Genomic DNA, 14,015 nt, shown 5'->3' with positions numbered 1-14,015 from the left:
ACAATGATCAGGCATTGGTCGATATAAAAAACATAAGACAGGATATTTATGCATTTGGAAGAAGAAGTAGAGAGCCTTTCAGAGCAAATCGCCCGACATATTAGTGAACAAATAATTAGTGGTGAGTTGGTTGAAGGTGAAAGAATTCAAGAATTGCGTATTGCTAAAGAACTCGACGTCAGTCGAGGTTCAGTGCGTGAAGCACTTTTATTATTAGAACGAACGCATTTAATTGAAATTTATCCACGTCGTGGAGCCATTGTTTCAGAGATGTCTGCACAACAAGTACGGGCATTATTTGATACCAGTGCATTATTGCTTGGGCAAATTGTACAGCGCATGAGTGAGACATGGCGTAACCATGAAGCAGAAGCCCTACAACAGCTTATGAATCATCTGGTGGAGCAGGTCAAACAGGGCAATACCGAAAAATTTTACGATGGAATTTTTCAATTTTTATCTGAACAACAAGATATGGTGGCGAATCCCTATCTCATCAAATTTTATAAAGAATTGTTGCCCTCAATCCGTCGCAGTTACTTTTTAACCTTAAATACTTCACGACGTGAGCTTCAAGAGGCATTAGATCTATTAAAATTGGTGATTGATGCAATTTTGATCCGAAAATCACAACAAGCCACTTTATTTATGGAAGATTTTTGTCGACACTTACGCAATCTCGTGTTGGAATCTTTGACACGGATGAAACAAATCGAACTCGCTTGGGCGCGGAGATCGCGTCGGTAATTAGGAAACTATGCGTTTAAGCAGCTTAAAACTTTCTGGCTTTAAATCTTTTGCCGATAGTACAACATTACAATTTAAAGATAACCGTACTGCGGTAGTGGGTCCAAATGGTTGTGGTAAATCCAATGTGATTGACGCTATTCGTTGGGTTATGGGTGAATCAAGTGCACGCCAATTACGTGGCGGAAGCATGCAAGATGTTATTTTTACAGGAACCGTCAAGCGTAAACCTGTGGGTATGGCAAGTGTGGAACTACGCTTTGAAAATACCTATGGCAAGTTAGGCGGTGCATATAATGCCTATTCGGAATTAGCAGTCCGTCGTCAGGTCACTCGAGATGGTAAATCTGAATATTTTCTGAATGGTACCAAATGCCGTCGTCGTGATATTACTGATATTTTCTTAGGCACAGGTCTAGGTCCTCGTTCATACGCAATTATTGAACAAGGCATGATTAATCGTTTGGTCGATGCGAAACCTGAGGAAATGCGAGTTTTTATTGAGGAAGCCGCAGGAGTTTCACGTTATCAAGCACGTCGTCGTGAAACACTACAGCACCTTGAGCATACCACTCAAAATTTAGATCGGTTAGAAGACATTGCTTTAGAATTAAAATCACAACTTAAAACGCTAAAACGCCAATCTGAAACAGCAGTTCAATATAAAACTTTAGAAACAGAAGTCCGCACTTTAAAAATTGAAATTCTATCTTTCCAATGTGAGCACAGTAGTCGCATACAAGAAGAATATACAATTCAAATGAATGAGTTGAGTGAGCATTTTAAATTGGTTCGCTCAGATATGACGACATTGGAGCATGATTTAGCATCAACCAGTGAATTGTTCCAACGCTTAATTCAACAATCGACCCCTTTGCAAAATGAATGGCAACAGGCAGAGAAAAAATTAGCTGAATTGAAGATGACTTTGGAACAGAAGCAATCTTTATTCCAGCAAAATACAGAAACCTTGGGACAGCTTGAACAGCAAAAAGCGCAAACCAAAGAAAGAATTCAACTGATTGAACTGCAATTAGAAACCTTGTATCAACAAATGGAAGCGCAGACAGAATCATTACAAAGTTCAGAGTCTGATACACAACAACGTAGCCAAAGCTTTACAGATTTAAAATTGCAACAGCAACATGCGATACAACAGTTTGAGCAAGTTAAAGCCCAAGTTGAAAAGCAGCAACAGCAACAAGCACAGATGCAGGCTCAGCTTGAACAATTGAGCAAAAATATTGCCCGAATTGAACAGCAAAAAGAAACCTTAAAGTCTCAAACAGCGCAAATACAAAATCAATTTCAGCAAGATGATCTAGCTCAACTTGAACAAAATAAGCATCAAGCTCAAGAACAAATAATTGAACTTGAACAAAAATCTCTAACGACAAAAACTGCATTAGATCACGTTCAGGAGCAGGTAGTACAACAGAAATCGCATATTTCTACATTTAAAGCTGAAGTACATGTTTTAACCTCGGAGCAGAAAAACTTAAATCAATTGATGGCGAAAAGCACTGTGAAAACAAATGCTCATGCTATGCAGTTGATGCAGATTTTAAAGTTGAATGATCAAGGTAAAGCACAGGCAAATTTGGTCGAAAAGTTTTTAGCAAAATGGCTGTCCGCACATTTGGTAGATGAAACATCCGATTTCCAAGCAAGTATTGCACGACAATTAAAAGCTTCTTCACACACTGAGAAAGTCCAAATTGCTGGAATGGTTTGTTTAGCCGATTGGATTGAGTCTCCGCAACATTCTTTGTGGCATAACGTCGCAATTGCTGAAACTTTACAGCAAGCACTTGCAATGCAAACCCAACTGAAAGCAGGACAATCTATTCTCAGTTTAGATGGCTATCATGTAGGTGCTGATTGGGTGATTGGTCTGTTTTTTGATGAATCAAGTCAAGCAGCGCAGGGTGCTTTAAGCCATCGTATCCGTTTAGAAGAAATTGAAGCTTTATTATCAGAGCTGCATCCTCAATTGGCGGAAGCAGAAGCATTATTACCCAGTTTGTTATCGCAAATTTCAGATTTACAAAAAACCAGTAATGCTGACTTAGAGACCTTAAAACTGCAACAAAAACAGTTACAGCAATTTGATCTACAGATTGCGAAACAACAAAGTACGGCACAGGCATTTGAATTACAAAAGTTGCAATTGAAAGACCAATTACAGCAATTGGATCTGCAACTTGAAGAAGATGCAATGCAAAAAGACGATTTGGATATTGATCTACATGCACTCATTTTAAAGCTTGAACATCATTTACCTGAATATAAGACTTTCCAATTTCAGGTGGATGAGCTGAATGATCAAGTTGAAGAGCAACAACAGCAGTTGTTGGTAAAGCAAAAAAATTTAGAAACAACACGTCGATTGGTGGTTCAAAATCAACAACAAATTGAGCTGTTGGAAAAAGATTACACATTCTTAAAAGCACAATATCAGCAGATTTTGGTGCAAATGGATCAGGCGAAGAAGTTTGTTGATCCTATTCTGTTAGAGTTACCAAGCTTAGAGTCGCAATTTACTGAACAATCACAACATACTGAAAAGTTGCAGAAAACTTGGACTGAATGGCAGGTTGAACTGAACAATGTTCAAGCTAAGCAACAACAACTCACTGATATGCGTCATTTGCATCAACAAAATGATGAACAACTTCGCACGCAACTAGAAGAAAAACGTTTGTCTTGGCAAGCAGCAAAGTCAGACTTACAGCATTATTCAGATCAACTTAAGGAAATGAATAGTGAGGTGCAACAAGGCATCTTGATTGATTTACCTGAGCATCAACAGAAATTAGAAAAAGCACAACGTCAATTTGAAAAATTGGGTGCTGTGAATCTTGCTGCTTCAGAAGAATATGAAGAGCTTTCTAAGCGATTTGATGAGTTAACGCATCAAATGCAAGATTTAGAAAATACAGTCGGTCAGTTGAAAGATGCAATGAAAAGCATCGATCAAGAGACTAAAAAGTTATTTATGGGAACCTTTGAGCAAGTTAATGCAGAGTTGCAGAATTTGTTTCCTAAAGTATTTGAAGGTGGTGAAGCCAGTTTAAGTCTTGAAGGTGACTGGCAGTCTGGTGTTAAACTAATGGCTCGCCCACCAGGGAAACGCAACAGCTCATTGGCATTACTTTCAGGTGGTGAAAAAGCATTAACGGCATTGGCTTTAGTGTTTGCAATCTTCCGTTTAAATCCTGCACCATTTTGTGTGTTGGATGAGGTGGATGCACCATTGGATGATGCAAATGTGGGAAGGTTTTGTAATCTGGTTAAAGAACTATCTGAACATGTTCAATTTATTTACATTACCCACAATAAAGTTGCAATGACGATGGCAACCGATCTTTTAGGTGTTACCATGCCTGAACCGGGAACATCAAAACTCGTCACTGTAAATTTGGAAGAGGCAAGAGAGTACGGTTTAGCCGCGGAGTCTTAGTATGGAAGTCACTACAATTATTGGAATTGTTGTTGCAGTCTTGATCATTCTGGTTGGATTAAGAATGGTGATGCGAAAATCGGATGATGCTGCGCCTTCATTGGAGTCAGAATTACATATTAATTCTGATAGTCAGCTACCTGTGATTCCTCGTCATGTGCGAAATCAATTGGGTTCTGAATCTGAAGAAAAAAGTATGACTCAACGTATAGAGCCGGAATTAAATACGGTTAACGCTGTTGATTTGGTCGATGATAAAAAAGAACTTGCTATCGAGCCTTCTTCTACATCAGCGACTTTAACATCGACTGAGCCGTCTTCTGTGGATGCAGAAACGAAAGCATCTAATGCTCCTAAAGCAAGTGTAGAAGTTCAGACAGAAACTGAAGAGAATAAAGCCACAGATCTTCTAGTGGCAACAGAGACATCTACAGTTGTTGTTGAGAATCAAAAGCCAAAAGCTGATTCAGTTGAACATGATCAATTGAATTTGAATCCAAATGTTGAAGCTGTAGCAATTCAAGATTTTGATGAAGAAAGCGGTATTTTAGATGCGCATTTACATGAGCAACGCCGTAGCGATGATGATAGTGATTTAGCCAATGCAGAATCCTATATTGTTCTAAATGTTTATCCTAATCCACGTAAAGCTTTATCAGGCGATAAAACCTTAAAAGTATTATTGAAATATGGTCTGCGTTTTGGTGAAATGAACTGTTTCCATCGTTATGAAAACCCTGAAGAAGAAAGTCAGTTAATGTTCTCTGTTCTTCGAATTACTGAAGAAGGCCCTGTCGGTTTTGATTTAGAGTCTTTATCTGGAGAACAAGTACAAGGTTTGGCGTTCTTCCTTGCATTACCTCATCCAGATGTACAAAAAGGCTTTGATACAATGGTGAGTATTGCTGGTCTGGTTGCTCGTGAGACGGATGGTACGGTTTATGATGAAAACAATCTTGAATTTACACCCCAGTTAAAAGAGCATTGGCGTCATAAAGCCATTGATTATCGTTCTGGGCAAGAAGTCTAAAAGCTTTTATAAAATTGCTTTATAATAGCGAAAAGTTAAATTTAGGGCGGATGCAAAAAGTGCTTTCCGCCTTTTTATATGGTGAAAGAGTATATGGATAAAACAGCTGTTGTAGCGCAAATGCGTCAACTGATTCAACTGATTCAAAAGCATAATCATGCCTATTATGTGATGGATCAACCGAGCATTGAAGACAGCGAATATGATCAACTCTTTCATCAGCTTAAAGCTTTAGAAGAACAATATCCAGATCTCACCCAGCCAGATACGCCAACCAATAAAGTCGGTGCCAAGCCTTTAGCCAAGTTTGAAAGTATTACTCATACTGTGCCGATGCTTTCTTTGGGTAATGTCTTTAATCAGGAAGATTTATTTGCTTTTGCGCGCCGTATTGAAGAGCGTTTACCCAATCAAAAAGTTCAATATGATGTTGAACTTAAATTTGATGGCCTGGCGATTTCATTGTGGTATGAAAATGGCGTTTTAGTTCGTGGTGTGACTCGTGGAGATGGTGAAACAGGCGAGTTGATTACTCAAAATGTCGCAACCATTCGTAACTTACCAAAAGTCCTTGCATCCGACAAAGTTCAAGTGCCGAGACTATTGGAAGTACGTGGCGAAGTATTGATGCCTAAAGCAGGCTTTGAAAAATTGAATGCAGAGAATGAAGCCAAAGGTGAAAAAACGTTTGCCAATCCACGTAATGCTGCAGCAGGTAGTTTACGTCAACTAGATCCGAGTGTTGCCGCTTCTCGGCCATTGGCTTTCTATGCCTATGGGATTGCACAATGTGAACCGAATCATGGTATCACCTCAATGTCAGCAAGTTTGGAATGGTTGACGAATTTTGGTTTTGCCGTTGGTGAGCTTCATTTTGTTTGTGACAGTATTCAAGAAGTGCAAGAGAAATACGAGCAGATCAATCAAGAGCGTCCAAATTTATCCGTCGAAATTGATGGCATGGTCATTAAAGTTGATGACTTAAAACAACAACAACAATTGGGTTTTTTAAGCAGAGAACCACGTTGGGCGACTGCCTATAAGTTCCCTGCGGTTGCTGCTTTAACCACCGTTGAAAATATTGATTGGCAAGTTGGACGTACAGGAACATTAACCCCTGTGGCTCGCTTGAATCCAGTATCAGTTGGTGGCGTGACGGTTTCCAATGTGACCTTACATAACATTGGTGAAATTCATCGCTTAGATGTACGCATCGGCGACACGGTGAGTGTTTACCGTAGTGGTGATGTGATTCCAAAGGTTGAAAAAGTTTGGCCTGAATTTCGCCCTGTAGATACTGTTGAGGTTTATCTTCCAGAAAACTGTCCTGTCTGTGCGTCACCTGTAGTGATGCCAGAAGGTGAGGCTTTGGCGCGTTGCTCAGGTGGTTTGTATTGTGCAGCACAGCGTATTGAGGCAATTCGTCATTTCGTTTCACGTAAAGCGATGGATATTGAAGGTTTGGGTGATCGTTGGGCTGAATCGCTTTTACATTTAGATTTATTGAAAGATGTCGCGGATATTTATCATTTACATGAACATCGTGACAAATTACTCACCATTGAAAAAATGGGTGAAAAGTCAGTACAAAATCTGATTGATTCTATTGAAAATAGTAAGAAAACAACACTCGCTAGTTTCATCTATGCACTCGGAATTCGGGGTGTAGGTGAAACGACGGCACGTATGCTTGCCAATAATTTCCAAACTTTAGATGCATTACGCCATGCAGATATTGAGACTTTAAAGAAAACACCAGATGTGGGTGATATTACCGCTGAATGGATTATTGATTTCTTCCAAGCACCACATAATTTAGAAGTGGTCGATCGATTATTGGCAGCAGGCATTCATTGGGATGCACCCGTTGCACCAACGCGTCAGCCTTTGAATGGTGAAAGTTGGGTGATTACTGGAACATTAAGCCAAATGGGACGTGATGAAGCGACGCAAATGTTACAAGCTTTAGGTGCACGTGTCAGTGGTAGTGTTTCGAGTAAAACCAAGTGTGTGGTTGCGGGTGAAAAAGCAGGTTCTAAACTTGAAAAAGCTGAAAAGTTAGGTGTTCAAGTGATGACTGAACAGGAATTCTTAGATCTCATGAAAGAATATGGACAGTCTTAAATTTACTTGAATACACCGAATAACTAAAAAAAAGCCGTTTAATTAAACGGCTTTTTTTATCATTTAAGGTATTTCTTCACCACACCATCATCCAACAATTGTTGGAAATGTTCGACTAAACTGGTTTCAATATTACGGTAGGTCATATCTAATTCCCGTTTACTTTTATCTGCATTAAAAAAGATGGGATAACCCATATTCTTTTCAATAAAATCACGTGAATAACCAAATGCTGGCCCCAGTAATTTAAACATCTTTTTAGGGACTGGATTACGTGGGAAAGGAAATTTTTGACCAAAATGCTGGCGTAAAATTTTACCCATTTCCAGTAAGCTCAGAGAACCACCACTAATAATATAGCGACCAGAAGCCTTCTCATTGAAGGCTGCAAAAATATGTGCATCCGCAACATCACGGACATCGACAATACCATTCCACATTGGAGGTGCGCCAAATAAAGTCATACCATTCGCAAATTGCTCTAAAACTTCAACACTGCCTGATTGTGTATTTGCAGTTAGAGACGGACCCAAAACTAAAGCAGGATTCACACAGATCAGTTTCCAGCGATCTTGTGCCTCTGCCATATCCCAAGCTTTACGTTCTGCCATGACTTTTGAATAAGAATAAGGCTGATGAGTTGTCGAACTTGTCGTATTCCAATGCGATTCATCGAATTGATTATTTTGAGTATCTAAAATATCAATAGCATCACCATAAGTTGAAGCAATGCTTGAAGTCACAATCACTCGTTTTACTGAATCTGCTTTATTGACACTATTTAAGACATTTTCTGTTCCTAATATGGCAGGTTCGATAATATCTTTAACCGCATCTTTATAGTTGGTGACGACAAATGGTGATGCCATGTGCAATACAATTTCACAGCCTTGCATTGCTTCATCAAAAGAACCATTTTCCAACAGATTGGCTTTAAATAGTTTTAAAGTTCCAGATGTTTCTTGTGCAATTTTTTCTAAATGCGTAAAGCTGTGCTTTTTATTCAGATCGCGTACTGTGGCATGTACAGTATGACCTTGCTCAAGCAATTTTCGGATGACCCAACTTGCAATGTAACCTGTTGCACCTGTTACAAGAATTGGAGCTGATGTATTTCCCTGAGACATCATTTTTTTCCTTCTCATTTTAATATTCAATATCATAAATATTAAGGTTGTGATTGTCTTAGAATATTATCATCAAAAAATTATAATAAATGACTGAGCGTATTACGTTATTGATAAAGCTCTAGTAAATCGTATTGATAAATAAGAAGCATTAGTAAGCGTTACAAAAATTAAAAAATGTAATTTCCACTTAAAAATACCTTTGCAGATCGTCATAAAACGTGCAAGGGGTTATTTTTTATATGGAAATTATACTAATTCGTACTGTAAATGCGTATGTTTATCATTTTAATTTTATAAAAATCATAAACTTACACATATTAACTTTTGCATTCTTTAAGAAATTTGTCCATAATCTTTGCAAAGAGAATGGAGTAATTGAAATGCGTGGCAATCCAGAAGTTATAGATTATCTAAACATGTTGATCGGTGGTGAACTGGCTGCTCGTGATCAATATTTGATTCACTCTCGTATGTATGAAGATTGGGGTTTAAACAAGATTTTTGAACGTATTGATCATGAAAGTCAGGAAGAGGCTTCTCATGCTGATGCTTTGATCCGCCGTGTTTTGTTCCTTGAGGGGACGCCAAACATGGATCGTGATGATATTGTAACAGGCACAGACGTTGTAACATGTTTAAAAGCTGATTTAGCCCTTGAGTATCATGTACGTGAAAAATTGGCGAAAGGTGTGAAGCTCGCTGAAGAACATGGCGACTATGTCACTCGTGATATGCTTCGTCAGCAAATGTCTGATACAGAAGAAGATCATACCTATTGGCTTGAAAAACAAATGCGTTTAATCGAGTTGATTGGTTTGCAAAACTATATTCAATCGCAAATGTAAAATTGATCGTTATTAAAATCAAAAGCGCAGTATTTACTGCGCTTTTTAATTTTGATATTTGGACGTATTTATATGTCTGAGTAGATAGCATGTAAAACTCAGCAATGATGAATCCCTTTAATGTTTACTTTTTAGAAAACTTCTGAATATCAGCCAATACCTGATTAGCATGAGTCTGTGTATTGACACTGCTATAGTGATAGACAATATTGCCTTGAGGATCAACTAAAAAAGTTTCTCGCTTGGCAATTTTGGCAATGCCCAAATTACGCACAATACCGAATTGATCAGCTAATTGATGATTACTGTCTGCCAAAATTGGGAAAGGTAAACCTAACTTTTCAGAGAACTTTTGATGTGATTGCACATCATCCAAACTGACACCCAAAACTACAGCATTACTTTTTATAAATTGTGGGTAAAGTGCTTTGAATTGATTGGCTTCCTGAGTACAACCCGGTGAGTTATCTTTTGGATAGAAATACAACACCATCCATTTGCCTTTATATTGGCTTGCTTCGTGCCATTTGCCATTTTGATCTTGTAGTTTAAATGCAGGTGCAGGTTTGCCGACCCATTGTTTTTGTTGATCATTAGATTGAGATAAAAGTGTATTTTCGGCATGGCTCAGCATTGAAAACCCAATCGTGGTGGAGATACAAACCATGCTGATACTAAAAATTTTTGAGTAGTTCATATCATTCACTTTTATTGGAAATTCTGCTCAGTTTAGCAGAGTTCTATATTTTATAATGATGCGAATTGTTCTTGTTTATTGCTTAAAGCGTAGATGCTATAAAGATGGATCAAAATTATAAAATAAGAGTAATACGATGGATGTCAGTGCAGTATTGATTCAGTTAAAACCTGATGTTTTAGAGAATGTTGAAGCATGGAAAGAGGAATTGAATGCACGCAAAGATGAAGCGATTGAAACATTACGAGTAGAAGGTGTGCATGTCGAATCGTGGTTTCATCTTGAGCTTGAAGGAAATGATTATTTGATTGCTTATATGCGAGCAGATGATATTGCTAAAGCGGAACAGATTGGTAAGGCGAGTAATTTTTCGATTGATCAGGTACATAAACAATTTAAAAGTAATTGGATGAAGGTTTTTCCTGCAACTTTATTGGTGGATTTGGAAAATAAGAGCGATGAGGTAGAATGAACTGAAAGATTCATACCTTTTAGCAAGTAAGGTATGCGTGATTGATCTTCAATAGTCGGAATAAGTGTGTGAGAATTTTACTGATTACAGGTTGGGGCGGTGGCACAAAGCTATTACATCCATTACAACAAGCTTTGCAGAAACACGGTCATGATGTTGAGCTGATCAATATTTTTAATGCTTTTGATCAGAATGTTTTACAACAACACGTCGAGTTAGCACAGCAATTTGATGCGGTCATCGGCTGGTCTTTGGGTGGGCAACTTGCGACTTTATTGGTCGATCAAATATTTAAGCAATATAGTCAACAAAAAATTCTGATCACTTTGGCATCTAATCCTTGTTTTGTTGCTAATGATGCATGGCAAACAGCAATGCATCAAAGTACTTTTGAAACTTTCAAACAATCTTTTGAAAAGGATGCGATTGCGACGCTTAAAAAATTTGGTTATATGGTCTGTCAGGGTGTAGAAACCACGAAAGCGGATTTTGTAGTTTTACAAAGTTTAATACAGCCACAAAAAATAGAGCTGTTACAAAAAGGTTTAATTTTACTTGAACAGTTAAATGCTGCAGATATCCTTAAAAAAAATCAAGGACAGCAGTATCATATTTTTGCAGAGCAAGATGCTTTGGTTGATTGCAAAGTTATTCAAAATTTCAGTAAATTCAACGCAAAGTTTTTAGAATATGATTTAATTCAAGGCTCACATGGTTGTCCTATTTTTAAAGCGGATGAAATAACTGACAAAATCTGCCAATATTTACAGAAAATAAAACAAACATATTAAGAATTGGCTGATCTCGCAATTTATTTTTATTCCGTGCAGGTTTAAGATCAGAACCTGAATGAATCGCTTAATCGAAGCTTTTATTCATTCAATGATTTTTCTATGCAATAAATGAGTTTGTGAATAAACACTTCACCAATGGAGTAATGGATGACCCATTTAACTGATCTTGAATTTGATCTTCAACATATTTGGCATCCTTATACCTCTATGACCAAGCCTTTGCCGACGTTTAAAGTTAAAAAGGCATTTGGAGCAACCATTGAATTGGAAGATGGTCGTCAATTGATTGATGGTATGTCGTCTTGGTGGTGTGCGATTCATGGTTATAACCATCCTGAACTGAATCAAGCAGTGACTGATCAATTACAGAATATGTCACATATCATGTTTGGGGGTTTTACCCATGAACCTGCCATTGAACTGGGAAAGCTTCTGCTACAAATTACACCCCCGAGTTTAGATAAAATTTTCTATGCCGATTCAGGCTCAGTGGCTGTAGAAGTTGCTTTAAAGATGGCAGTGCAATTTTGGTCAGCTCAGGGAAATCTGCAAAAAACCAATTTTGTAACGCCTCGCTCGGGCTATCACGGGGATACGTGGAATGCCATGTCGGTCTGTGATCCTGTGACGGGAATGCATCAAATTTTTGGTTCAAGCTTACCCAATCGAATTTTTGTTCCTGCACCGCAAGTTGGTTTTTATGATGAATGGAATCAGGCTGATATTACTGAATTAGCGCAAACTTTGGCGGAGCATCATCAAACAATTGCAGGGCTAATCCTTGAACCGATTGTACAAGGTGCAGGGGGAATGCGCTTTTATCACCCTGAATATTTACGTCAAGCCAAATTACTGTGTAAAAAATATAAGATTTTGCTCATTTTTGATGAAATTGCGACAGGTTTTGGACGTACAGGCAAACTCTTTGCATGGGAACATGCGCAAGTTGAGCCTGATATTATGTGTATCGGGAAAGGTTTAACGGGCGGTTATATGACGCTGTCTGCGACATTAACCACGAAAGAAGTCGCTGAAATGATTAGTCAGGGAGAAGCAGGCGTATTTATGCATGGCCCAACTTTCATGGCGAATCCTTTGGCATGTGCTGTGGCATTAAAAAGTACACAATTGTTGGTTTCTCAGGATTGGCAAGCTAATATTCAACGGATTGAACAACAATTATCAGCATACTTACAGGCGTTATCATCGCTTGAATATGTAAATGATGTTCGTATTCTTGGTGCGATTGGTGTGGTGGAATTGAACTTTAATGTCGATATGAAAAGCTTACAACAGGAATTTGTACGCCGTGGAATTTGGATTCGCCCATTTGGAAAATTGGTGTATGTGATGCCGCCGTACATTATTACTGAAAATGAACTGAACTTTTTACTGCAACAATTGGTTGAAGTGGTTGAGCAAATGGAGCTAGTAGCATGAGCCAATTTGAACAAGCTTACAATCAAGATTCTAAGCAAAATGATCAACATTCAAAACAGAACGATCAACATCTCAATCGCTATGCCGAACAATTAGAACAGTTAAAACAGCAAGGTAATTTAAGACAATTTACTGCCAATACACAACAAGGTTCGAGCATTCAACTTTATGATCGAACAAATAGGCAAATCAATAGCCACAAGATGTTGAATCTCAGTTCAAATGATTATTTAGGTTTGGCTTCTGACTTGAGTTTACGTGAACAATTCTTTGATGAAACCCCGAATGATTTACGCATCATGAGTTCATCATCCTCACGTTTACTGACAGGAAATTTTCCTGAATATGAGCAGTTTGAAACGAGTTTAAGCCAAGCTTTTCACGGGCGTTCAGCACTGCTGTTTAACAGTGGTTATCACATGAATATTGGTATTTTACCTGCGCTGAGTGATGCAAAAACCTTAATTCTTGCCGATAAATTAGTCCATGCAAGTATGATTGACGGTATTCGTTTATCGACTGCGAAATATGTGCGTTATCGTCATAATGATCTCAACCATCTTAGTCAACTTTTACAGAAATATCATGTGGATGAAAACTTTGATCGCATTATTGTAGTGACTGAATCCATTTTTAGTATGGATGGTGATGAAACTGATTTAGCTGAATTGGTACGAATTAAACAGCAATTTTCTAAAGTGATGTTATATGTCGATGAAGCCCATGCGATTGGTGTACGGGGTGAGCAAGGTTTAGGTTGTGCTGAACAATATGGCGTGATGGATGAGATTGATTTATTGGTGGGTACTTTTGGTAAAGCATTAGCATCGGTGGGTGGTTATTTGATTTGCCATGCCATCATCCGTGATTATTTAATTAATTCGATGCGCCCATTAATTTTTAGTACAGCGCAACCGCCAATCTGCATGGCTTGGACAAATTTTATCTTTCAAAAAGTTTTAGGGCTCAATCAACAACGTCAGCATTTACAAATAATTAGTCAAAATTTACAGCAGGCTGTATTGGCTAAAGGTTTTGATTGCCCATCCACATCGCATATTGTGCCTATTATTATGGGTGAATCGCAAAAAACCGTAGAGAAAGCCAAATTTTTGCAAGAGGCAGGTTTTTATATCATGCCTGTACGCCCACCGACTGTGCCGCAGTATGGCTCACGTTTGCGTATTTGTCTCACTTCACGGGTTAATCAAACTGATTTAGATCAGTTGGTTGCGTTGTTGTAAGTTTGAATGATTATAAGGTAGGGTGGTCA

General features: G+C 38.3%; 11 protein-coding genes. 9 read left to right on the top strand and 2 right to left on the bottom strand.

Going from position 1 to position 14,015, the window contains the following annotated elements:
• The first annotated feature begins 48 nt into the window (after positions 1-48).
• From B9T35_RS06830 to ligA, 4 genes are all read left to right on the top strand, one after another.
• Positions 49-747 (top strand): GntR family transcriptional regulator, encoded by a 699-nt coding sequence (locus B9T35_RS06830; RefSeq protein ID WP_086190377.1) that lies wholly within the window; start codon positions 49-51, stop codon positions 745-747.
• A 10-nt stretch (positions 748-757) separates the two neighbouring features.
• Positions 758-4,210 carry a chromosome segregation protein SMC gene (smc, locus tag B9T35_RS06825; RefSeq protein WP_086190376.1) on the top strand — a complete coding sequence of 1,151 codons (3,453 nt, stop codon included), beginning with the start codon at positions 758-760 and terminating at the stop codon, positions 4,208-4,210.
• Position 4,211: 1 nt separating this feature from the next.
• Entirely contained in the window at positions 4,212-5,240 is a 1,029-nt protein-coding gene (locus B9T35_RS06820; RefSeq protein WP_086190375.1) for a cell division protein ZipA C-terminal FtsZ-binding domain-containing protein, read from the top strand.
• 93 nt (positions 5,241-5,333) lie between these two features.
• A complete protein-coding gene (ligA, locus tag B9T35_RS06815) occupies positions 5,334-7,364 on the top strand; it encodes an NAD-dependent DNA ligase LigA (protein WP_086190374.1) in 2,031 nt (676 codons plus the stop codon).
• A 59-nt stretch (positions 7,365-7,423) separates the two neighbouring features.
• Here ligA and B9T35_RS06810 read toward each other — a convergent pair whose 3' ends face one another.
• Entirely contained in the window at positions 7,424-8,491 is a 1,068-nt protein-coding gene (locus B9T35_RS06810) for an SDR family oxidoreductase (protein ID WP_086190373.1), read from the bottom strand.
• Between the two features lie 383 nt (positions 8,492-8,874).
• Here B9T35_RS06810 and ftn point away from each other — a divergent pair, with 383 nt between their 5' ends.
• On the top strand, positions 8,875-9,339 hold the full coding sequence (ftn, locus tag B9T35_RS06805) for a heteropolymeric bacterioferritin subunit Ftn (protein WP_086190372.1): 465 nt from the start codon (positions 8,875-8,877) through the stop codon (positions 9,337-9,339).
• A 124-nt stretch (positions 9,340-9,463) separates the two neighbouring features.
• Here the strand turns inward: ftn and B9T35_RS06800 are convergent, their stop codons facing one another.
• Positions 9,464-10,036: a peroxiredoxin gene (locus tag B9T35_RS06800; protein ID WP_086190371.1), complete on the bottom strand. Its 573-nt coding sequence runs from the start codon at positions 10,034-10,036 to the stop codon at positions 9,464-9,466.
• 136 nt (positions 10,037-10,172) lie between these two features.
• On the opposite strand from B9T35_RS06800, the gene B9T35_RS06795 reads away from it, so the two are divergent.
• The 4 genes from B9T35_RS06795 (at position 10,173) to B9T35_RS06780 (ending at position 13,986) form a co-directional block, all read left to right on the top strand.
• Complete coding sequence (locus B9T35_RS06795) at positions 10,173-10,508, top strand: DUF6176 family protein (protein WP_086190370.1); 336 nt, start codon at positions 10,173-10,175, stop codon at positions 10,506-10,508.
• Between the two features lie 68 nt (positions 10,509-10,576).
• Entirely contained in the window at positions 10,577-11,299 is a 723-nt protein-coding gene (locus B9T35_RS06790) for a hydrolase (protein ID WP_086190369.1), read from the top strand.
• Between the two features lie 150 nt (positions 11,300-11,449).
• Complete coding sequence (bioA, locus tag B9T35_RS06785) at positions 11,450-12,742, top strand: adenosylmethionine--8-amino-7-oxononanoate transaminase (RefSeq protein WP_086190368.1); 1,293 nt, start codon at positions 11,450-11,452, stop codon at positions 12,740-12,742.
• Positions 12,739-13,986, top strand: a complete 1,248-nt coding sequence (locus tag B9T35_RS06780; protein WP_086190367.1) for an 8-amino-7-oxononanoate synthase — start codon at positions 12,739-12,741, stop codon at positions 13,984-13,986. The genes bioA and B9T35_RS06780 overlap by 4 nt, the downstream gene beginning before the upstream one ends.
• The last annotated feature ends 29 nt before the right edge of the window (positions 13,987-14,015 follow it).

Source organism: Acinetobacter sp. ANC 3832, assembly GCF_002135415.1.
Taxonomy (GTDB): Bacteria; Pseudomonadota; Gammaproteobacteria; order Pseudomonadales; family Moraxellaceae; genus Acinetobacter.
The sequence above is the reverse complement of the archived record's forward strand: the minus strand, read 5'-3'. Positions and strand labels throughout refer to the sequence as shown.